This is a genomic window from Sutcliffiella deserti, assembly GCF_020037475.1.
In the GTDB taxonomy this organism is placed as follows: Bacteria; Bacillota; Bacilli; order Bacillales; family Bacillaceae_I; genus Sutcliffiella_A; species Sutcliffiella_A deserti.
The window spans coordinates 1-19,803 of record NZ_JAIQDB010000005.1; the positions used below are offsets into that span (position 1 = coordinate 1).

A 19,803-nucleotide genomic window follows, 5' to 3' on the forward strand; every position below is an offset into this window, starting at 1 on the left:
GGGGCTGTCCCCCTGTGAGAGTAGGACGTTGCCAGGCAAATTAGAAAAGGATCAGTGCTGAGAAGCGCTGATTTTTTTTGTTTACATGTAGCCAATTCACTGGTGGAACGGAGAAAAAAACAAACAAACCGGATCTTATGCAAAATGGTGAAAATTTAATCAGTCTTTCATTCATAGGGGAATCAAATGTGTAATATACATACAGTCTGATAAGTAGCTTTTTTAATATTGTTGCTTTAATTCGTTATATATTTCAATTGCTTGATCATACAAATCATTGTTTGACTCAAGCTGATAATTTTCAAGGCTATCATTTAGTTGAAAAATACCTTTATCATCTAGCACTAACATGCCTGAAATTTGATCATTAAAGATAAATGTTACTGTTATTGCTTTATCATAATTGATTTGTTGGTTGGTTTGTCTAATGTATTCAATTTGATTGTAAGCATCTACAAGTGACTGAACAGTATCTTGCTCCACTTTATCATATCCACTATACAAACTCTCTCCCAAGCCAATATCAAAATAATCCGCTTTAATTTTATCTACAGTATTCTGACTGCAACCGTTTACAACTAAAAGAGCAATTATGATAGAAACAAGAAATGATTTTCTCATAATTTCAATCCCCTAAGCTTTATATTGTTATTAATGTTTTTAAAATTACTATCCTTTTAGAACTATAAGCGCTAGGCATAACGACAACCCCTGTTCTTTCATTCAAGCACCTACTAGTTGAAATATTATTGTTTATTTTGAAACTCTATGAACTTTTCCTGGATTTCTTTTTGTGTTTTTGTTTGAAAACCGGATAATTCTTTGTACCATAATTTTTCATCTTCACCAAATTCAGAATTAATTTGGGATAATATCGTTTTTTTAAACTGAATATTTTCTTCTATTGCTCTTTTATAAACCTCTATATTCTTTCCACTTTTCATCCCATCCTCTAATGCATAATATTGCCTTATTGTATCATCTATTAACATTCCAATAGGTGTCATTCCACTCATTCCATGAAATTCCCTACTTAACCTTCTAAGTTCACCAATATACCGTTCTAAAAGAACATCACCTTTATTTTCTTCTAAAATCTCAATCCAATCATCTGTGTTTACATCACTAATCTCATTGAGTGTTCTTGCTACAGTCAAATGGTTTTCAACACCAAGTTGAATCATATACCCTTCCTTTTCTTTGTAGAGGTAATAGTTAAATCCAAGGGATATTATCAAAAGAAAGACAACAGTATATTTTATAAATTTATTACTCAACACTTTCTCATCCCCATACATGTTTTTTCTATACTTCCTTACATAATAAAATCGAAGAAAAGCGTTGTCCATCCAGGATCAATGCTTACATTAATAGATACTAAGTTAACTATTGATTAAGTCTGCTTTGTAATTGCTCTAAGGAATATAAAGCAAATTCTTTAACGTCTTTGTTTTTACTTTTAGAAAGCTCATTTAAAACCTCATTTAGATAATCATCTTCTAAGCTTCCCTTGTTGTCACCTTCTGCACAACACATTAAATAAAGTAACAAATTAAAGTGAACTTTTGGCTTGGCATGTTGTCTCATTTTTTCAACCATGTATCGTACTAGTTCGTTATTAGTGGATAGGATGTTTGTAAATAAACGGTCAATTTCTTTTGGTGTTCCTTTTTGTATTACATCGTCAATTTTAGCGTAATAATCTTTTATTTCGTGTTCGGAAAGGGAGGGGTTATTTAAATCGGAATCCTCTTCTTCAATGTATTCCACTAGCCCGTTGATAAATTCTTCAAAACTCTTTGCTAAACTAATTTCTTGATTTTCTTCTACATCTATAAAAATAATAGGAGGCTCTGTTTTATTTTTTCGATAGTCAAGTGCGATCCAGGAATGTCCATCACCGGAAATCAGCACAAGATTTTCTGGCAGACCCCACTCATCTATTAAGTACTGACTATCTACTATTCCTTTTTCCTTGCCGAACCCTATCCCGAATATATGCTCTACATTCACATGAGTTGCAGCAAATGATGTAGGAACGTCTGTTGGGTGTGCATTATATTTTATATAACCACCATTTTGTTGCTTCAAGATATTTATGTAGGAAGATGGTAAATTTACTTTTAACATCTCTTCTGCTTTTTTTACCATTTCATCTGATAAAGGCTCCAATCTTCCATACTCATTATCCTCTTGCCAAATGCTTTTCATAATATATGCCTCCATAAAGCTCTTCATTATATTAACAATCCCTGCTCTTTCCATTTGTCGAAATACTGTTGATAACCCATTTCCTCTGCTGTCATTGTGTATAGCGTATCTCCTAATTTAAAAGTATGAGACCCCGACAAAGCTTCATAGCTTGGATTTACTGCTGCATCTCCAAAAAGAGTTTCGAATGAAGGCACATCAACTGATTGTATTGTTCCATTCTTGTCAGTAGCGAGAAGGATGAAGTCAATCTCTCCATGTTCTGTAAGTTCTTTAAATATTAAACCTGCTTTATCTAATGCAAGATATAATGGATTCATCCCGATCTCTACTTTCCTTGAAAATGTTTTAGTGGACTGATTATCTTAACTCGTTATCTCAATAACATTTTCTTTCGACAAGGCTGTGTTAAACGCCGCTGTTGATTTCCGCAAAAGGCTACGCGTTCCACGGGGCGGTGCTGTCCTCGGCTGTGCAAGCGGGGTCTCCACCAACCGCTATCTCCCGTAGGAGTCTCCGCCTTTTGCTCCAATCATCGCTAGAATAGCGTTATTATCAACAAGCAACTTTAACAAAGCTTTCGACAAAATAATTATAATTCCTTTAATTAGATGCTTTCCATTGATGGTTTTTTATAAGGGGGTTTTTTTGGCGTGCTTTATTCGAGCAAAAGAAAATAGTAAAAGAAGAAAAAGCTAAATATGATATAATGGATGACAAATTAGAAAGTAAGATTGAAGATGAACCATCTATATTTTCTGTGAGTAGATGGACTTGGAGGTATATAAAGAATGACCATCGTTAGCTTTCTTGTAATAGCATGGATTTTAAGCTGGTTTGATTTTGAGCAGATATTTATTAAAGCTTTTAAAGAGCTTTTCAATAAGGAGATTACTAAGGCAAGTTATTATTTTATCTTTTTTTGTATTGGGGTAATAGGTGACATTGCTTTGCTTTTTAATGGTACTTTTTATGATAGACTTTAGAATTTAGGTAGGACAAGAATGGAATAGGCGTTCTTGAGGAGGCTTGAGATGAGGATTATGGTTATAGGGGTCTCAGCTGGTGCTGGGAAGTCCACTTTTGCTAGGAAATTAGGGGAAGCCTTGGATCTTTCTGTATATCATTTGGATTGTTATTATTGGAAGCCTGACTGGGTCGAGGCTTCATCGGAAGAGTTTGCTCAGGCACAAGCAGACATTGTAAGCAGTAAATCTTCATGGATTATCGAAGGAAATTATACAGGTACCTTTGACATACGTGTGGAACATGCAGACGCCATTATTTATTTAGAATTACCGTTATATGTTTGTCTTTATCGGGTGGTAAAGAGGTGGATTACTAATCAAGGGAAAACTCGTCCAGACAGAGCGGATGGATGTACTGAAAAGCTGGATTGGAAATTTATCCATTTTATTTATACTACCTATTATCCCCGAAAAAGAAAGATGAGAGAACGTTTCCGTGAATATGAAAAGGATAAACAGGTAATTATTTTAAAGAATAGAAGAGAAATAGATTCATACATAAGGAAAGTGCAAAAGAGTAAAAGGGTGGTAGCTCCTTGAGCACCACCCTTTTTGAGTTTTATAGGAGTAGCATTAAAACTGTTCAAATCGTTTAAAGTTAAAGGTTGCAACCAGAAGACATAGGAAGGACAAAGCTAGTGTAGTGAAAATAACGAGCAAGCCGTTTTTTATTAAATCGCCTTCCATAAGCATCGCCGTTGCGTGCATTCTTAAATGAGACGGGCTCCATAGGGTATATTTTGTGAAAAGGCCAGTAGCAACAGACAGAATGCCTAATATGCTTATACTAACTCCTGCGATGCCACCAGTGGATTTGAGGAAGGTACCTGCCATTATTGTGACTGAGATAACAAAAAGAATCCATAGACTGTAAATGACAAAGCTTAAGAGCATTTTCTGAAGATCAACGAACGTAAAAAGCAGATTTGTATAGTACCAGGTTAAACCGAAACTTAATAATAGCGAAAATAATGCTATGAGTAGTTGAGAGGCCCATTTACTGGCTATATATTGAAAAGGTTGTACTGGTCTAACCATCACAAGCGTTAAGGCACCGCTTTGGCGTTCATTGGAGACGGCACCCATAGTGGCAAGCACGAATAATAAGGTTCCAATTGTACCATATTGACTTAGAGTACTGGCTAGTACCTCTTCTCCAGAAGGGGTAGGAATTTCAATTACAGTACCTTCAGGCAAATTGCCGGCGGTTTCAAGGATTTGAGGCATATAGTAGCTTGTGATTGGCTGGGTGATTCCAATGATGATAAATGCGATAGGCAGCCAGATCCATTTTCCATTCCGAAGACTTTCCATTAGTTCTTTTTGAAATAAAATACGAAAGTTTCTCATGTATTCATCACCTTCATATAGGCTTCCTCTAAGGAGTCGTGCAGCTTTTCAAAATGCAATAAAGTTAAATCCTTCTCCACTAGTCTTTTTAAGAGATGTCTGGTGTTATAAACAGGATCGTCAAAATATAGAGTTGCGCAGGTCAAATCAGAATAGTCAATGTGGGACAAGTTGGGAATCCCGGAAAAGACATCTTCTAGCGGGAGGTCCGTTTTTATTTTTACGGCAGAGATGGGATTGCTTTTCATCAAGTTGGTTAAGCTGCCATCCCATTTGATTTGCCCATCCTTTAACATCATAACGGAATCACAAACCTGTTCGGCATCGTGCAAAACATGAGTCGAAAAAAGGATGGTCATCTTACTTTTTAGTTGCTCAAGAATTTTCAACACATCTCTTCTCCCATTAGGGTCAAGTGCCGAGACCGGCTCATCTAATATTAAGAGCTTTGGTTCATGTAAGAGCGCTTGAGCAAGACCTAATCGCTGCTTCATGCCACCGGAAAAGCCGCCGATTTTTTTATTTTTTACATCTAGCAGACTGACGTATTCCAGCGTTTCTTCTATTTTTAGTGAAAGTTCTTTTTTAGAAAGGTTTGACAGTCTACCCGCAAAGAGCAAATATTCCTTCGGGCTCATCCATGTAAAGAAAGCAGGATGCTGTGGTAGAAAACCAATCAGATGCCGGTAGTCTTTCTTTTGATGTTCTTGAAATTGGATAGTACCGGATGTGGGTGTTAAAAGTCCAGCAAGCATTTGAAGGGTGGTTGTTTTTCCGGCACCATTAGGCCCAAGGAGAGCAACGCACTTTCCGGTTTCTATTTGAAAAGAGATATCTTTCACTGCTTGCTGATGTTTATAGGTTTTGGTCAAATGACTAACTTGTACGAGCAAATAGTTTCCCTCCTTTTACTGGTTTTTTCGGCCGATGACGAAATAAAGAATAGGTCCAACTGTATTAAGAAGAAGGATGAGTAAAATCCACATCCATTTTGGTCCATTAGTAGTTTCTTGTTTAATACAACTGACTAATGCTGTGATGGTTAAGATTGCTTGCAAAATAAGGATAGGGGTAAGAATTGCCCAATTTAGTTCCATTTTAGTTTTGCTCCTTTTTGTTTTTTCTTTTTTTAGGTAAAATGACGACGAATAGTAAATAAAACAGCGTTGGCATTGGAAATTGGATAAGCCCCCATATCCCCCAAAACCATGCATAGCCTCCCCTTTTTTTTGCATTGATGAATAGGAGGATGCTTTGTGCCAATAAGACAGGAAGGAGAAAGGGCAGGATGTAGTAGAGTACCTCTTGTTCTGCTTGTGTCATGATAAGGTAGGTCCTTCCTGCTTTCTGCTATATAATAGAACAAAAATAATAGGGGCTATAATAATTGCCAGTACTTGAACCACGATAAAAGTCATCGGTGCTTGGAAAACAGCAGTGGTAAGAAATGCAAGAATTATCATCGCACTTGTGATGAAGATGGTGAGTTCTTTATAAAAAGCTTTTCTGGCTTCCACTTTTGCTGTAACAAGCATTTCTTTTAGTTCTTCGTTTGACGGACTTGGTGGCGAAGCTAGATCATCAATATGCTTCCAGTCCTTGTGGAGCTTTTCGATAAGCTTCTCTTTGGAGTTTTCTTTGTATCTACTCATCACCATCCCACTCCTTTCGTAACAATTTGATTCCATTGTGGACACGGGACTTCACTGTACCTGTTCTGACTCCTAACATCGAACCGATTTCTTCATAGGTGTATCCATAATAGTGACGAAGGAGTATTGGGGTTCGCACATCTGCTTCCAATTGATTAAAATCAACAAAAGTGTCACTCCATTCTATCCCTTGATTTTGAGATCTCCAATTCAATTGCCGGGTAAGAGAATGCATGATTCGAGTGATTTTCTTTTGTTCCCTTGCTTTTTTCCTTAATGAGTCAAGATAAAGTCGGGAAGCAATCGAAATCATCCAAGTGGAGAATTTCCCTTCCCCCTTGTAGGAAGCGAGCTTTGTATAGCATTTGACCATCGTTTCCTGAGCAAGGTCACTGCTTGTTTCCTCATCTAGGGTTAGCTTTAAAAGATATTTATAAAGAAAAGAATAATACCGGTGAAATATTTGTGTGAAGGCATCATCGCTGCCTGCCAAAGCTTTGCTAATAAGCGAACTATCATCTTCTTCTGCCATCTTCACTTCGATGCCTCCTTTCTATTCGTACAATGATGAGACGCTCCAATGAGCTGGATCGTTCATATGAATTTCCTTCCAATTTGCAATCTGTTAAAAAATCCACATAAAAACAGTATTCCAAATTTTATCTGGAATACAAGAACAAGCACAAAAATCCTCCTGCTAAAAGCAAGAGGATTTTGGATGGAGAACGGCTTGTATCTTACCTAACCTGTATAAGTTCGACATAAATGAAAAAATTCCTGCCGGGGTCTGGCCCCAAATTTGTTCCAATTTGGTGCCTAGATATTAGGGTTAGGTGCTTTTTTGGTGCCTCGTTGAATGATGATTTGTTTTTTGGTGTCGCTTGGAATGTGGCGGTGAAGCTGGATGTAGAGCAGTCCGTTTTCGTAGGTGGCATCGACTTTGTCGTCCCGAACAGGGAATGGCAGTTCAAAGCTGCGTTGGAAGTCACCTTGAGCGATGCCTTCTTCTATGAGTTCATAGCCTTGAATTTTCAGGTTGATTTGTCCTTTTACTTCTAGCTGCTGTGGTCGGACAAAAAGCTTAACTTCTTCTGGGTTGACGAGACCAGGCAAGCACATGACACATAATAGCTCATTTTCTTTCTTGTAGATATTCGTTTGCGTTTGCATGTTTTCAAAGTAAGGTTCAAAGCCATTCCAGAATTCATCTCCAAAAAACTGATCCCACTGCTTTCGCCAATCGCCCATTTGTTTAAATTGATTAAAAGGCATCTTTACTATCATCCTTTCCCATGATTACATTTCTATCATCAGATTATGCAAAGGATGTAGGGAAAGTGCCTATAGTAAAACGGTATAAAAAAAAGCAGCGGAAAATTCCGCTGCTAGCTTAAGTATTCCATTAAATCTTTTTCTGCTTTGGTTTGGCATCTGGCACATGTTCTGTCTTGAAGGATTTTACTAATGAAAATACCATCAAGATCATGATAATGGCAAACGGGAAAGCGGCAATAATGGAGGCAGTTTGTAATGCTTGAAGCCCACCAGTCCATAGTAATATCGCAGCCGCAGATGATTGAATCACACCCCAGATGAATTTGACGCTATTCGGCGGGTGAAGGCTGCCGTTGGTTGTCTGCATCCCAAGAACAAAGGTAGCAGAATCGGCCGATGTAATAAAGAAGGTACAGATCAAGAAAATCGCAAGCCCTGACATAATCATGCCAAGCGGATAGTTTTGCAGCACCGAGAATAACGCTACTTCTGTACCTTGTGAACTAATAACATCATAGATAGGTATTCCTTCGAAGAACTCAAGGAATATGGCGGATCCTCCAAATACGGAGAACCAAAGTCCACCAAAAACGGTTGGAACAAGTAGAACACCTAAGAGAAATTCACGGATTGTTCTTCCTTTAGAAATTCGTGCAATAAAGGTACCAACAAATGGTGCCCAAGCAATCCACCATGCCCAATAAAAGATTGTCCAATCGCGAACCCAAGAATTATCCTGATCGAATGGGAACAAGCGGAAGCTCATCGATGGGAGGTTTTGCAAATATCCTCCAAGTGTAGTTGTAAAGAGATCCATTATAAAGTTTGTTGGTCCGGCAAAAAGTAAAAATAACATTAATGAAATTGCTAAAACGACATTAAGGTTACTTAAATATTTGATTCCTTTATTAATCCCTGTTTGTGCAGATAGCATAAACAAGATTGTGATTACTAAAATGATGACAAGCTGTGTGGTAAGATTGTTTGTAACAGCAGGTGTCATACTTGATAGGCCGCCGCTTATTTGAATAGCGCCTAACCCAAGAGAGGTTGCAACACCAAAAATAGTCGCAAAAACAGCGATAAAGTTAATCAACACACCAATTTTGCCATCGACTTTATCCCCGAGTATTGGGCGTAAAATTTGTGCGATTACGCCTGGGCTTCCTTTACGGAATTGAAAATATGCCAATGCAAGGGCGATGACAGAATAGATTGCCCACGGGTGAAGTCCCCAATGGAAAAATGAATATCGCATTGCTATTCGGGCTGACTCAGCAGTTTCCCCTTCTCCAGTTGGAGGGGCAAAATAGTGGTACATCGGTTCTGAAGCACCCCAAAATACTAATCCGATACCCATACCAGCACTAAATAGCATCGCAAACCAAGTAAGATAATTGTACTCCGGTTCATCTGTATCTTTTCCAAGTTTGATACGGCCATATTTAGTGAATATAAGTACAATACAAAATAACAAGAAGCCAGTAGCGGTTAATAAATAAAACCAGCCAAATTTCTCCACAATAAAGCTTTGAACCACAGTAGTGACAGCATTTAAACTAGCATCGCCAAGGATGCTTCCAGGGATAACCCCCCAGACAATGAATAAGACTGCTACGATAACTGAAACTATAAATACAGGGGTTGTTTTTTTCAATCTATCTTCACTCCTTTTAAAATTTCGATCACTTCTTTCCTATAAAAGTATTTGTATTCAGACGGCCAACTATACAATCGTATCATTAATAGGCCAATGGTCCAATTATTTTGTATAGACTTCTTTACTTAGAATTATATCCGTTAAAATATTAACTATGTTGGGAGGTATATTCTCTTGTTGGAAAATGGTATCGTAATGGTAGCTATCATTATCATCATCAATATTGTCTATGTTTCTTTTTTTACCATCAGAATGATCTTAACCCTTAAGGGTCGCAGGTATTTAGCGGCAGGAATCAGTATGATCGAAGTGGTTATTTACGTTGTAGGGTTAGGCTTGGTTCTTGAGAATTTAGATCAAATCCAGAATTTGATTGCTTATGCCCTAGGGTACGGGATTGGAGTAATCGTTGGAATGAAGATAGAAGAAATGCTTGCGCTCGGTTATACTACGGTAAATGTAATAACTAAAGAGTATGATAAGGACCTTCCAAGATTATTGAGGGAAAAAGGATATGGAGTGACGAATTGGCAAGCCAACGGACTTGAGGGTGATCGGATGGCTATGCAAATTTTAACTCCAAGAAAATATGAAATAAGCTTATACCATGCAATAAAAGAACATGATCCGAAAGCATTTATTATTGCATATGAACCGAAAACAATTCATGGAGGGTTCTGGGTAAAAGCGGTGAAAGAAAGGAAAATAAAAGAATGGGCAGCCAAAAGCCAAGAAAAAGAAAATTTGAAGTAATGGAAAAAGAAAGTATAAGTGACTGCTTGGACCGCATGGAAAAAGAGGGATACAAGCCTTCTAGAAGAATGGAAGAGCCAATTTTCCAGGAAGTTGTAAAGGATGGCCAAAAAGAAATACTGCCAATCGGCAAAAAAATCACCTTTGAAGGTAAATTGGTAGAAGAATAAGCCTAAAATACGAACGATGGTTTCTCTAAACACACTTAATGTTCATGAAATTAATTGACAAAAACCGAAAATATCGTTAAGATAAATATAGATAATTACGAATGAATGAAACCTCATATAATTTTGGGAATATGGCCCATAAGTCTCTACCTGACCTCCATTAATTGGTCGGACTATGAGGGGAAGTTACGATCATCAGCTTTGTTTATCATAACAACCCACGTTTAATCTTTGTTATGCTAAAACAAGCCCAGGTGGATCGCTTTCCCTTAAGTAGGGAGCGGTCTACACTGGGCTTTTATTATGTTTTGTAGGAGGAAAAAAATGAATACACAAGTTGGAGTAATCATGGGAAGTACTTCTGATTGGGAAACAATGAAACATGCCTGTAACATACTTGATGATTTACATATACCGTACGAAAAAAAGGTTGTCTCCGCACACCGAACACCTGACTTAATGTTTGATTATGCGGAACAAGCAAGAGACAGAGGGTTAAAGGTAATCATTGCAGGTGCAGGTGGAGCGGCACATTTACCTGGAATGGTAGCCGCCAAAACGACACTACCTGTTATCGGTGTTCCTGTTCAATCTAAAAGCTTAAACGGCTTGGACTCTTTGCTAAGTATTGTTCAAATGCCTGGAGGTGTTCCTGTTGCTACAGTGGCAATTGGAAAAGCTGGCGCCACCAACGCTGGGTTGCTTGCGGCACAAATATTAGGCGCATTTGATGAGCAAGTCGCACAAAGGCTGGATAATAAAAGAGAAAATACGAAAAAGCAAGTGATGGAAAGTAGTGAGCAACTTGTTTAAACAAATTCTTCCACCCTCAACAATTGGAATTATAGGCGGAGGTCAGCTAGGGCGAATGATGGCCATCGCTGCAAGGGAAATGGGGTATAAAATTGCAGTTTTGGATCCAACCCCAAACTCTCCTTGCGGGCAGCTAGCAGATACTGAAATAACTGCAGCATTTGATGACATCGAAGCAATCAAAAAACTGGCCGATTTATCTGATGTAGTTACTTATGAATTCGAGAATATTGACTATGATGCATTAACTTGGTTGGAGGAAAATGCCTATCTTCCCCAAGGAAGTCAGGTGCTAAAGAAAACCCAACACCGTGGAACAGAGAAAAGAGCAATTGAGGCTGCTGGGCTGCAAGTTGCACCTTTTATCGAGGTACAAACACCTGCCGAGTTAAAAGAAGCCATTGCCAACCTTGGCTATCCATCTGTCCTTAAAACATGTCGCCTTGGCTACGATGGCAAAGGTCAGGTTGTACTTAAGGATGCGGAAGCATTACAAGATGCAGAAAAGCTTCTGGAACAAGGGGAATGTGTGTTAGAGCAGTGGATACCTTTTAAAAAAGAGATTTCGGTAGTTGTGGCAAGAAGCACAACAGGCGAAACAGTCGCCTTTCCTGTTGCAGAAAACGAGCATCAAGAAAATATTTTATATAAATCGATTGTACCGGCACGTGTTTCCAAACATGTGAAAAATAGAGCATTAGAGTATGCAGCCTCTTTAGCGGAGAACTTAGGATTAGTCGGAACCCTAGCAGTAGAGATGTTTATGTTAGAGGATGGCACAATCTATATCAATGAATTAGCGCCAAGACCTCATAATTCAGGTCATTACACAATAGATGCCTGCGAAACATCCCAGTTTGAACAGCATGTCCGTGCTATCTGCGGATTGGCTCTTGGACAAACAAGCTTATGGAAGCCGGCTGTTATGGTTAATCTACTAGGGGAACATGTAGAACGCGCATTAAGCCTCGTTCCTGAATACAAAGACGTGAAGCTTCACCTTTATGGTAAAAAAGAAATCAAAACAAAGCGAAAAATGGGGCATCTAACCATACTAGCTGATACAATGGAACAGGCTTTGGAGCGGGAAGCTGCATTGCAAATATGGGATAAGAACGAACGGAGGATTTTAACATGATTGAACGATATACAAGACCGGAAATGGGTGCCATATGGACCGAACAAAACCGTTTTCAAGCATGGCTTGAGGTGGAAATACTAGCTTGTGAGGCATGGGCAGAGCTCGGGGAGATCCCAAAAGAAGACGTGAAGCTTTTACGAGAAAAGGCCACTTTCGATATCAATCGAATTAAAGAAATTGAAGAAGAAACCCGTCATGATGTGGTAGCTTTTACAAGAGCTGTATCCGAAACACTTGGCGATGAAAAAAAATGGGTGCACTACGGCTTAACTTCTACAGACGTTGTCGACACTGCTCTTTCCTACCAACTAAAGCAAGCAAATACAATCCTACAAGCAGACATTGAACGCTTTGTGGCAATTTTAAAAGAAAAAGCCCAGGAACATAAATTAACCGTTATGATGGGCCGTACACATGGAGTTCATGCTGAACCGACAACATTTGGTCTCAAGCTTGCCCTTTGGTATGAGGAAATGAAACGTAATCTGGAGCGCTTTAAGCAAGCGGCAGAAGGCATCGAGTTTGGTAAAATCTCAGGAGCTGTTGGAACCTATGCCAACATCAATCCCTTTGTAGAAGAGTTTGTTTGTGAAAAGTTGGGCTTGCAGCATGCTCCAATTTCCACTCAAACGCTTCAACGCGACCGCCATGCTCACTACTTAGGAACGCTTGCACTAATTGCAACTTCCATCGAAAAATTCGCAGTGGAAGTTCGCGCATTGCAAAAGAGTGAAACGCGTGAGGTAGAAGAGTTTTTTGCAAAAGGCCAAAAAGGATCCTCCGCGATGCCGCATAAACGTAATCCGATCGGTTCGGAAAACATGACAGGCTTAGCACGAGTGATTCGCGGCTACATGATGACAGCTTATGAAAACGTGCCATTATGGCATGAAAGAGACATCTCCCATTCTTCTGCGGAGCGTATTATCTTACCCGATTCGACCATCGCATTAAATTACATGCTGAACCGATTTGGAAATATTATTAAAAATTTAACGGTATTCCCGGAAAACATGAAGCGCAATATGGACCGCACGCTTGGTCTTATCTATTCCCAGCGTGTGTTGCTTGCCTTGATTGATTCAGGAATGTCCCGTGAGGAAGCATATGATACTGTTCAGCCTAAGGCAATGGAGGCTTGGGAAAAGCAGGTGCATTTCCGTGAGCTGGTGGAAGGGGAAGAAAAAATTACTTCTCGTCTTTCTGCTGAACAGATTGAGGACTGCTTTGACTACAACTACCACTTGCAGCATGTGGACACGATATTTGATCGTCTTGGGTTATAAGTAACGGATTCCATTGGGAGTGGAGACTTCGAGGGTGTATATTATGAGGCTACTTTATAGGCCGCTGTTACTTAGAGTCGGATGATGCTCAGATGAAACAATAGTCCATAGGTTGGTTAAGGGGATACCTTTCTATTGAGTGATATCATCTTGTACAAGGTACTGTTAAAGGTCTCTTTGAACACCGCTGTTCCTCTGCACGAAAGGCTTCGCGTCCGCGGGGTGCTTGGGAAGCCTCCTCGGCTAAAGCCTGCTGGGTCTTCCCAAAGCACTACCTCCCGCAGGAGTCTCCGCCTTTCGTTCCGATCCACAGCTGTGGGCAACTAGAATTAGATAGTGCTCGTTTAAGCGGAGATCTAGGGAGTTACCATGAAGACCTAATGACCAAGTATTTAAGAGGGACTACGAATACCGCTGTTCCTCTGCACGAAAGGCTTCGCGTCCGCGGGGTGCTTGGGAAGCCTCCTCGGCTAAAGCCTGCGGGGTCTACCCTAAGCACTACCTCCCGCAGGAGTCTCCGCCTTTCGTTCCGATACACAGCTAGGAACCAAAAGTTCTATGGGTGGTCTTTAAAGGTCTTTTAAACAGTCTCACCGTTATAAAACTTAGAATTCTATATAAAAACTAACCACCATAATCAAGGTAGAAAATGACTTTATATCTAAAGTATTCCCCCCTGTGTATTGAAGTGGAAGGTGATCGACTCCAGCGTCCGGCCGCTTGTAGACAGGAGACCCCACAGGCGCAGCCGAGGAGGCTCCTGCACCGCCCCGCGGAAAGCGAGCACCTGAAACGAAAAGGAACAGGGAGTTAGAACGATAACCTATATATTCAGGCAATCTCTTAAAGGAAAAACCATAATGAGCACCGGAAAGAAGCTCATCACATAAAAAGTGCACCCCCCTGTGTATTGAAGTGGAAGGTGATCGACTCCGGCGGGAGGTAGCGGTAGACGGGAGACCCCACAGGCGTAGCCGAGGAGGCTCCCGCACCGCCCCGCGGAAAGCGATCACCTGGAACGCAAAGGAACAGGGAGTTAAAACGATAACCTTTATTTTCAGCAATCTCTCCAAGTGAAAACCATAATAAGCAACGTGAAACACCCTACCTAAATAGCAATAACCCGATAACAGGCACCTTTAAAAGGAGATGACCTAAATGCTACAAAAAAAAGACCTTATGTACGAAGGAAAAGCCAAACTTGTCTACGCGACAACAGATGAAAACATCGTTTGGATCGAATACAAAAACTCCGCCACAGCGTATAACGGAGAAAAAAAAGCGAACATTGACGGCAAAGGTCGTCTGAACAACGAGATTACGAGTTTGCTATTTTCCATGCTACAAGAAGCCGGAATCGAGAATCATTTTATCGAAAAAAAATCCGCAACAGAACAGCTTGTTCAAAAGGTGTCCATCATTCCTTTAGAGGTAGTAGTACGCAATGTCACAGCGGGCAGCATGGCTAAACGTCTCGGGTTAGAGGAAGGCATTCCATTAGAAGAAACCTTAGTGGAATTTTATTATAAAGATGATAGTCTAGGAGATCCGCTGATCACAGAAGATCACATTAAGATGATGAAGCTTGCAACCCCAGCTGAAATTGATGTGTTAAAGCATGTAGCGCTGAAGGTTAATGGGATATTATCGAAGTTCTTTGCAGATAGAAGCTTGACGCTGGTCGACTTTAAACTCGAGTTTGGGAAAACAAATGACGGGTGTATTTTATTGGCGGATGAGGTTTCACCGGACACCTGCAGATTATGGGATAAAGCTACAAACGAAAAGCTGGATAAGGATGTTTTCAGAAGAGATTTAGGCAGTTTAACAGATGCATATGAGAAAATTCTAGCGCGAATCGGGGGAGAACAGCATGTTTAAAGTAAAAGTATTCGTAACGTTAAGAGAGAGTGTTTTGGATCCTCAAGGAACAGCAGTTAAAAATTCACTTCACAGCCTTTCTTACCATGAGGTGGAAGAAGTTCGTATCGGGAAATTTTTAGAATTAACTATAGCAAAGTCTGACCGCGATTTGGATGTTGTGGTAAAGGAAATGTGTGAAAGATTATTGGCAAACACTGTGATTGAAGATTACCGTTATGAGGTGGAGGAGGTAGTTGGATCGTGAAGTTTGCTGTGATCGTGTTTCCAGGATCAAACTGTGATGTGGATATGTATCATGCTATTAAAGACGAACTTGGTGAAGAAGTTGAATATGTATGGCATGATGCGACAAATTTAGAAGAGTATGATGGAATATTGCTTCCTGGCGGGTTTTCTTATGGAGATTACTTGCGCTCTGGTGCGATTGCTCGTTTTTCGAATGTCATGTTAGAGGTTCAAAAGGCGGCTGAGGCTGGTAAGCCGGTTTTAGGAGTATGTAATGGATTTCAAATTTTACTAGAGTCAGGGCTGCTTCCTGGTGCGATGAGAAGAAATAAAGAATTGAAGTTTTTATGCAGGCCGGTGGAATTGAAAGTAGAAAACAATGAAACGATTTTTACCTCGAACTATGAAAAAGGGGAGATTATCACCATCCCCATCGCGCATGGGGAAGGAAATTATTTTTGTGATGAAACAACTTTAGGGAAATTAAGAAGCAATCGGCAAATTGCTTTTTCCTATAATGGTGATAATCCAAATGGTAGTTTACATGATATAGCTGGCATTGTAAATGAAAAAGGAAATGTACTAGGTATGATGCCACATCCTGAAAGAGCAGTTTCTGACCTTTTAGGCAGTGATGATGGGTTAAAACTCTTTAAATCTATTGTTCGTAATTGGAGGGAAACATATGTCGTTACTTCTTGAACCAAATCCAGAGATGATCAAAGCAGAGGGCATTTATAAAGAAATGGGTCTCAGTGATGAAGAGTTTTTAATGGTAGAAAAGATCTTGGGGCGTTTGCCTAATTATACGGAAACAGGTCTTTTCTCTGTTATGTGGTCAGAGCACTGCAGTTATAAAAACTCAAAGCCTGTGCTGCGCAAATTCCCAACAGAAGGTCCAAAAGTATTGCAAGGACCAGGAGAAGGAGCGGGGATTGTTGATATTGGAGACAACCAAGCGGTGGTTTTCAAAATTGAAAGCCATAACCATCCTTCTGCGATTGAACCTTACCAAGGTGCGGCTACAGGTGTAGGCGGTATTATCCGTGATGTTTTCTCAATGGGTGCACGCCCGATCGCACTATTAAACTCGCTGCGTTTTGGGGAGCTAACATCTCCACGTGTGAAATATTTGTTTGAAGAAGTAGTGGCAGGAATTGCAGGATACGGCAATTGTGTCGGAATTCCAACAGTTGGAGGAGAGATTCAGTTTGATCCTTCTTATGATGGAAATCCCTTAGTTAATGCAATGTGTGTCGGGTTAATTAACCATGAGGATATAAAAAAAGGGCAGGCAAAGGGCGTCGGCAATACGGTGATGTATGTTGGGGCTAAAACAGGTCGTGACGGCATTCATGGTGCAACTTTTGCTTCTGAGGAGCTATCCGAAGCATCTGAGGAGAAGCGCCCGGCAGTTCAAGTTGGTGATCCGTTCATGGAGAAGCTTTTACTTGAAGCATGTCTTGAAATAGTTAAATGGGATGGCTTGGTTGGAATTCAGGACATGGGAGCTGCAGGTTTAACAAGCTCTTCGGCTGAGATGGCATCAAAAGCAGGTTCTGGGATTGAAATGAATTTAGACCTCGTGCCTCAACGTGAAACGGGGATGACAGGGTATGAAATGATGCTTTCTGAATCACAGGAACGCATGTTGATTGTCGTCGAAGTTGGCCGGGAGCATGAAGCACAAGCGATTGTTGCTAAATATGACCTTGAAGCAGTTGCAATTGGAAAAGTGACAGATGACAAAATGCTTCGTCTTTTTCATAAAGGAGAAGTAATTGCAGATGTTCCAGTCGATGCTTTAGCGGAAGAAGCACCTGTATACCATAAGCCTTCTGCGGAACCTGCCTATTATAAAGAGTTTCAAGAAATGGTTGTCAGCATTCCAGAAGTGGTGAATATTGAAGACACCCTGATGCAGCTTTTACAACAACCTACGATTGCAAGTAAAGAATGGGTGTACGACCAGTACGATTATCAAGTTCGCACCAACACGGTCGTTTGTCCAGGATCTGATGCAGCGGTTGTACGGATCCGTGGAACCGAAAAAGCCTTGGCTATGACGACAGACTGTAACTCCCGTTATTTATACCTTGATCCTGAAGTAGGCGGAAAAATTGCGGTAGCAGAAGCGGCGCGAAACATCGTATGTTCTGGTGCAAAGCCTTTAGCAATTACTGATTGCTTGAACTTTGGAAATCCGGAAAAGCCTGAGATCTTTTGGCAAATTGAAAAAGCAACAGATGGCATGAGTGAAGCTTGTCGTATGCTAGAATCTCCAGTCATTGGCGGGAATGTTAGTTTATACAATGAAACAAACGGTGTGGCGGTGTATCCAACCCCTGTGGTAGGAATGGTTGGATTAATTGATAATCTTGCCCATATCACAACACAGGAGTTTAAGAATGCCGGTGATCTTATTTATCTAGTAGGGGAAACACTCCCAGAATTTGGTGGTAGTGAACTGCAGAAATTAACCTATGGTAAGATTTTTGGAAAAGCACCGGCATTAGATTTGGAAGTGGAAGTATTCCGTCAATCTCAAGTGTTGGCTGCTATTCGCGCAGGCCTTGTGGAATCTGCCCATGATGTGTCGGAGGGTGGATTAAGTGTAGCGCTGGCAGAAAGTGCAATGGGTGCCAAGGGCCTCGGAGCGGAAGTGACAGTGGAAGGGGAACTTACCACCGCACTGTTCAGTGAAACGCAATCACGCTTTGTGCTATCGGTTAAGCCTGAAAACAAAGAGAGATTTGAACAGATGGTAGAGGCTTCACTTATTGGAGAAGTGACTTTGACGAATCTTTTACACATCAGAACGGCGGAACATCAAGTTGCTATTAATCTATCAGTAGATAAAATGAGAACTGCTTGGAAGGGAGCTATTCCATGCTTGCTGAATTAAAAGGCTTAAATGAAGAGTGTGGAGTTTTCGGGGTGTGGGGACATCCGGAAGCCTCCCAAATCACCTATTATGGTCTGCATAGTTTGCAGCATCGTGGCCAAGAAGGAGCAGGAATTGTTACAACAGATGGGGAGAAACTCACAGCGGTCAAAGGGGAAGGCCTTGTGAACGAAGTGTTCGGAAACGGTAGATTGAAAGACTTGCATGGAAATGCGGCGATCGGTCATGTGCGCTATGCGACTGCAGGGGGCGGAGGCTTTGAAAATGTCCAGCCACTCTTGTTTCATTCGCAAAGGGGCAGTCTTGCGCTTGCTCATAATGGAAACCTTGTCAACGCCAATGCCTTAAAGCATCAGCTTGAAAGCCAGGGCAGTATTTTGCAGACAACATCTGATACAGAAGTGCTAGCACATCTTATTAAAAGAAGCGGCTACACCTTACTTAAGGATCGGATGAAAAATGCGCTTTCCATGTTAAAAGGTGCCTATGCATTTGTACTTATGACAGAAACAGAAATGATGGTAGCGTTAGATCCAAACGGCTTGCGGCCGCTTTCCTTAGGGAAGTTGAATGATGCTTACGTGGTAGCTTCCGAAACATGTGCATTTGATATTGTGGGTGCCGAATATATTCGTGATATCGAGCCGGGGGAATTATTGATTATTGATAATGGCGGTCTCCATTCGGAGCGTTTCACGATGCATACCCAACGTGCAATGTGCAGCATGGAGTATATTTATTTTTCCAGACCTGACAGCAATATCGACGGCATTAATGTCCATACTGCGCGAAAAAGCCTAGGAAAACAGCTTGCGATGGAATCACCCATTGAGGCAGATGTTGTAACCGGGGTGCCTGACTCAAGTATCTCTGCGGCGATTGGCTATGCTGAACTTACCGGGATACCGTATGAGCTAGGATTAATTAAAAACCGTTATGTAGGCAGAACCTTTATCCAGCCTTCGCAAGCTTTGCGAGAGCAAGGGGTGAAAATGAAACTTTCACCTGTGCGGGGTGTTGTAGAAGGAAAACGTGTGGTAATGGTGGATGACTCGATTGTCCGAGGAACGACAAGCAAGCGGATTGTGCATATGCTCAGAGAAGCAGGAGCTACGGAGGTGCATGTTCGAATCAGTTCCCCTCCCATCAAAAATCCGTGTTTCTACGGTATTGATACATCCACACATGAAGAGTTAATTGCTTCTTCTCATTCTATTGAAGAGATGAGAAAGCTTATTGGAGCCGACTCTTTGTCCTTTTTAAGTCCTAGCGGCTTATTAGAAGCGATCGATAGACCATATGAGGGAGAAACTCGAGGTCAATGTATGGCATGCTTTACAGGAAAATATCCGACCGAGATTTTCCCAGATACAGCTTTGCCTCACGAGAAATGTTAACAAGCTAAATAAGTAAAAAATAAGGCGACGGAGGAAATTTCGTCGCTTTTCTA

24 protein-coding genes, 1 pseudogene and 1 riboswitch are annotated in these 19,803 nt (G+C 40.7%); of the genes and pseudogenes, 12 read left to right on the forward strand and 13 right to left on the reverse strand.

What is annotated here, in order from left to right; genetic code table 11:
- Positions 1 to 222: 222 nt before the first annotated feature.
- The 4 genes and pseudogenes from K9B36_RS10785 to K9B36_RS10800 all read right to left on the reverse strand — a co-directional run bounded on the left by K9B36_RS10785 (position 223) and on the right by K9B36_RS10800 (position 2,531).
- The gene (locus K9B36_RS10785) at positions 223 to 621 is read right to left on the reverse strand and encodes a hypothetical protein (protein ID WP_223702071.1); all 399 of its coding nucleotides are present in this window, start codon (positions 619 to 621) and stop codon (positions 223 to 225) included.
- A 125-nt stretch (positions 622 to 746) separates the two neighbouring features.
- Positions 747 to 1,298, reverse strand: a complete 552-nt coding sequence (locus K9B36_RS10790; RefSeq protein ID WP_223702072.1) for a hypothetical protein — start codon at positions 1,296 to 1,298, stop codon at positions 747 to 749.
- A gap of 448 nt (positions 1,299 to 1,746) precedes the next feature.
- A pseudogene (locus K9B36_RS16980) lies at positions 1,747 to 2,211 on the reverse strand (SMI1/KNR4 family protein); the annotation flags it as partial.
- A 26-nt stretch (positions 2,212 to 2,237) separates the two neighbouring features.
- A complete protein-coding gene (locus K9B36_RS10800; RefSeq protein ID WP_223702074.1) occupies positions 2,238 to 2,531 on the reverse strand; it encodes a hypothetical protein in 294 nt (97 codons plus the stop codon).
- A gap of 471 nt (positions 2,532 to 3,002) precedes the next feature.
- On the opposite strand from K9B36_RS10800, the gene K9B36_RS10805 reads away from it, so the two are divergent.
- Positions 3,003 to 3,197 carry a hypothetical protein gene (locus K9B36_RS10805; RefSeq protein WP_223702075.1) on the forward strand — a complete coding sequence of 65 codons (195 nt, stop codon included), beginning with the start codon at positions 3,003 to 3,005 and terminating at the stop codon, positions 3,195 to 3,197.
- A 48-nt stretch (positions 3,198 to 3,245) separates the two neighbouring features.
- Positions 3,246 to 3,779 (forward strand): P-loop NTPase family protein, encoded by a 534-nt coding sequence (locus K9B36_RS10810; protein WP_223702076.1) that lies wholly within the window; start codon positions 3,246 to 3,248, stop codon positions 3,777 to 3,779.
- A gap of 33 nt (positions 3,780 to 3,812) precedes the next feature.
- Here K9B36_RS10810 and K9B36_RS10815 read toward each other — a convergent pair whose 3' ends face one another.
- The 8 genes from K9B36_RS10815 to K9B36_RS10850 form a co-directional block, all read right to left on the reverse strand.
- Positions 3,813 to 4,589 carry an ABC transporter permease gene (locus K9B36_RS10815; RefSeq protein WP_223702077.1) on the reverse strand — a complete coding sequence of 259 codons (777 nt, stop codon included), beginning with the start codon at positions 4,587 to 4,589 and terminating at the stop codon, positions 3,813 to 3,815.
- Positions 4,586 to 5,482 carry an ABC transporter ATP-binding protein gene (locus tag K9B36_RS10820; RefSeq protein WP_223702078.1) on the reverse strand — a complete coding sequence of 299 codons (897 nt, stop codon included), beginning with the start codon at positions 5,480 to 5,482 and terminating at the stop codon, positions 4,586 to 4,588. The genes K9B36_RS10815 and K9B36_RS10820 overlap by 4 nt, the downstream gene beginning before the upstream one ends.
- Positions 5,483 to 5,497: 15 nt before the next feature.
- Complete coding sequence (locus tag K9B36_RS10825; protein ID WP_223702079.1) at positions 5,498 to 5,686, reverse strand: PLD nuclease N-terminal domain-containing protein; 189 nt, start codon at positions 5,684 to 5,686, stop codon at positions 5,498 to 5,500.
- A 1-nt stretch (position 5,687) separates the two neighbouring features.
- Positions 5,688 to 5,912, reverse strand: coding sequence for a transcriptional regulator (locus K9B36_RS10830; RefSeq protein WP_223702080.1), 225 nt, complete (start codon positions 5,910 to 5,912; stop codon positions 5,688 to 5,690).
- The gene (locus tag K9B36_RS10835; RefSeq protein WP_223702081.1) at positions 5,909 to 6,241 is read right to left on the reverse strand and encodes a YxlC family protein; all 333 of its coding nucleotides are present in this window, start codon (positions 6,239 to 6,241) and stop codon (positions 5,909 to 5,911) included. The genes K9B36_RS10830 and K9B36_RS10835 overlap by 4 nt, the downstream gene beginning before the upstream one ends.
- On the reverse strand, positions 6,234 to 6,773 hold the full coding sequence (gene sigY / locus K9B36_RS10840) for an RNA polymerase sigma factor SigY (RefSeq protein WP_223702232.1): 540 nt from the start codon (positions 6,771 to 6,773) through the stop codon (positions 6,234 to 6,236). The genes K9B36_RS10835 and sigY overlap by 8 nt, the downstream gene beginning before the upstream one ends.
- Positions 6,774 to 7,057: 284 nt before the next feature.
- Positions 7,058 to 7,513: an Hsp20/alpha crystallin family protein gene (locus K9B36_RS10845; protein WP_223702082.1), complete on the reverse strand. Its 456-nt coding sequence runs from the start codon at positions 7,511 to 7,513 to the stop codon at positions 7,058 to 7,060.
- A gap of 130 nt (positions 7,514 to 7,643) precedes the next feature.
- Positions 7,644 to 9,173: a glycine betaine uptake BCCT transporter gene (locus K9B36_RS10850; protein ID WP_223702083.1), complete on the reverse strand. Its 1,530-nt coding sequence runs from the start codon at positions 9,171 to 9,173 to the stop codon at positions 7,644 to 7,646.
- A 198-nt stretch (positions 9,174 to 9,371) separates the two neighbouring features.
- On the opposite strand from K9B36_RS10850, the gene K9B36_RS10855 reads away from it, so the two are divergent.
- The 5 genes from K9B36_RS10855 (at position 9,372) to purB (ending at position 13,339) form a co-directional block, all read left to right on the forward strand.
- Positions 9,372 to 9,929: a DUF2179 domain-containing protein gene (locus K9B36_RS10855; RefSeq protein ID WP_223702233.1), complete on the forward strand. Its 558-nt coding sequence runs from the start codon at positions 9,372 to 9,374 to the stop codon at positions 9,927 to 9,929.
- On the forward strand, positions 9,890 to 10,099 hold the full coding sequence (locus tag K9B36_RS10860) for an NETI motif-containing protein (protein WP_223702084.1): 210 nt from the start codon (positions 9,890 to 9,892) through the stop codon (positions 10,097 to 10,099). The genes K9B36_RS10855 and K9B36_RS10860 overlap by 40 nt, the downstream gene beginning before the upstream one ends.
- Before the next feature lie 93 nt (positions 10,100 to 10,192).
- Positions 10,193 to 10,295: riboswitch (purine riboswitch) on the forward strand.
- Positions 10,296 to 10,423: 128 nt separating this feature from the next.
- Positions 10,424 to 10,912 (forward strand): 5-(carboxyamino)imidazole ribonucleotide mutase, encoded by a 489-nt coding sequence (gene purE / locus K9B36_RS10865; protein ID WP_223702085.1) that lies wholly within the window; start codon positions 10,424 to 10,426, stop codon positions 10,910 to 10,912.
- Positions 10,905 to 12,050 (forward strand): 5-(carboxyamino)imidazole ribonucleotide synthase, encoded by a 1,146-nt coding sequence (gene purK / locus K9B36_RS10870; RefSeq protein WP_223702234.1) that lies wholly within the window; start codon positions 10,905 to 10,907, stop codon positions 12,048 to 12,050. The genes purE and purK overlap by 8 nt, the downstream gene beginning before the upstream one ends.
- Complete coding sequence (gene purB, locus K9B36_RS10875) at positions 12,047 to 13,339, forward strand: adenylosuccinate lyase (RefSeq protein ID WP_223702086.1); 1,293 nt, start codon at positions 12,047 to 12,049, stop codon at positions 13,337 to 13,339. The genes purK and purB overlap by 4 nt, the downstream gene beginning before the upstream one ends.
- A 605-nt stretch (positions 13,340 to 13,944) precedes the next feature.
- On the opposite strand, the gene K9B36_RS10880 is transcribed toward purB, so the two are convergent.
- Positions 13,945 to 14,238 carry a hypothetical protein gene (locus K9B36_RS10880; RefSeq protein WP_223702087.1) on the reverse strand — a complete coding sequence of 98 codons (294 nt, stop codon included), beginning with the start codon at positions 14,236 to 14,238 and terminating at the stop codon, positions 13,945 to 13,947.
- A gap of 259 nt (positions 14,239 to 14,497) precedes the next feature.
- Here K9B36_RS10880 and purC point away from each other — a divergent pair, with 259 nt between their 5' ends.
- Genes purC through purF form a run of 5 tightly spaced genes read left to right on the forward strand, consistent with a single transcriptional unit; the run spans position 14,498 to position 19,750 of the window.
- Positions 14,498 to 15,220: a phosphoribosylaminoimidazolesuccinocarboxamide synthase gene (purC, locus tag K9B36_RS10885; RefSeq protein WP_223702088.1), complete on the forward strand. Its 723-nt coding sequence runs from the start codon at positions 14,498 to 14,500 to the stop codon at positions 15,218 to 15,220.
- Positions 15,213 to 15,467, forward strand: coding sequence for a phosphoribosylformylglycinamidine synthase subunit PurS (gene purS / locus K9B36_RS10890; protein ID WP_223702089.1), 255 nt, complete (start codon positions 15,213 to 15,215; stop codon positions 15,465 to 15,467). The genes purC and purS overlap by 8 nt, the downstream gene beginning before the upstream one ends.
- Entirely contained in the window at positions 15,464 to 16,150 is a 687-nt protein-coding gene (purQ, locus tag K9B36_RS10895) for a phosphoribosylformylglycinamidine synthase subunit PurQ (RefSeq protein ID WP_223702090.1), read from the forward strand. Before purS ends, purQ begins: the two co-directional genes overlap by 4 nt.
- Positions 16,134 to 18,353: a phosphoribosylformylglycinamidine synthase subunit PurL gene (gene purL / locus K9B36_RS10900; RefSeq protein ID WP_223702091.1), complete on the forward strand. Its 2,220-nt coding sequence runs from the start codon at positions 16,134 to 16,136 to the stop codon at positions 18,351 to 18,353. Before purQ ends, purL begins: the two co-directional genes overlap by 17 nt.
- Complete coding sequence (gene purF / locus K9B36_RS10905; protein ID WP_223702092.1) at positions 18,338 to 19,750, forward strand: amidophosphoribosyltransferase; 1,413 nt, start codon at positions 18,338 to 18,340, stop codon at positions 19,748 to 19,750. Before purL ends, purF begins: the two co-directional genes overlap by 16 nt.
- Positions 19,751 to 19,803 lie beyond the last annotated feature (53 nt).

Bases quoted from the DNA above. Each gene is read 5' to 3' on its own strand.
- K9B36_RS10785 (WP_223702071.1), bottom strand. From the start codon at position 621: ATGAGAAAATCATTTCTTGTTTCTATCATAATTGCTCTTTTAGTTGTA.
- K9B36_RS10790 (WP_223702072.1), bottom strand. From the start codon at position 1,298: ATGTATGGGGATGAGAAAGTGTTGAGTAATAAATTTATAAAATATACT.
- K9B36_RS10800 (WP_223702074.1), bottom strand. From the start codon at position 2,531: ATGAATCCATTATATCTTGCATTAGATAAAGCAGGTTTAATATTTAAA.
- K9B36_RS10805 (WP_223702075.1), top strand. From the start codon at position 3,003: ATGACCATCGTTAGCTTTCTTGTAATAGCATGGATTTTAAGCTGGTTT.
- K9B36_RS10810 (WP_223702076.1), top strand. From the start codon at position 3,246: ATGAGGATTATGGTTATAGGGGTCTCAGCTGGTGCTGGGAAGTCCACT.
- K9B36_RS10815 (WP_223702077.1), bottom strand. From the start codon at position 4,589: ATGAGAAACTTTCGTATTTTATTTCAAAAAGAACTAATGGAAAGTCTT.
- K9B36_RS10825 (WP_223702079.1), bottom strand. From the start codon at position 5,686: ATGGAACTAAATTGGGCAATTCTTACCCCTATCCTTATTTTGCAAGCA.
- K9B36_RS10830 (WP_223702080.1), bottom strand. From the start codon at position 5,912: ATGACACAAGCAGAACAAGAGGTACTCTACTACATCCTGCCCTTTCTC.
- K9B36_RS10835 (WP_223702081.1), bottom strand. From the start codon at position 6,241: ATGAGTAGATACAAAGAAAACTCCAAAGAGAAGCTTATCGAAAAGCTC.
- sigY (WP_223702232.1), bottom strand. From the start codon at position 6,773: ATGGCAGAAGAAGATGATAGTTCGCTTATTAGCAAAGCTTTGGCAGGC.
- K9B36_RS10845 (WP_223702082.1), bottom strand. From the start codon at position 7,513: ATGCCTTTTAATCAATTTAAACAAATGGGCGATTGGCGAAAGCAGTGG.
- K9B36_RS10855 (WP_223702233.1), top strand. From the start codon at position 9,372: ATGGTAGCTATCATTATCATCATCAATATTGTCTATGTTTCTTTTTTT.
- K9B36_RS10860 (WP_223702084.1), top strand. From the start codon at position 9,890: ATGGGCAGCCAAAAGCCAAGAAAAAGAAAATTTGAAGTAATGGAAAAA.
- purE (WP_223702085.1), top strand. From the start codon at position 10,424: ATGAATACACAAGTTGGAGTAATCATGGGAAGTACTTCTGATTGGGAA.
- purB (WP_223702086.1), top strand. From the start codon at position 12,047: ATGATTGAACGATATACAAGACCGGAAATGGGTGCCATATGGACCGAA.
- purC (WP_223702088.1), top strand. From the start codon at position 14,498: ATGCTACAAAAAAAAGACCTTATGTACGAAGGAAAAGCCAAACTTGTC.
- purS (WP_223702089.1), top strand. From the start codon at position 15,213: ATGTTTAAAGTAAAAGTATTCGTAACGTTAAGAGAGAGTGTTTTGGAT.
- purL (WP_223702091.1), top strand. From the start codon at position 16,134: ATGTCGTTACTTCTTGAACCAAATCCAGAGATGATCAAAGCAGAGGGC.
- purF (WP_223702092.1), top strand. From the start codon at position 18,338: ATGCTTGCTGAATTAAAAGGCTTAAATGAAGAGTGTGGAGTTTTCGGG.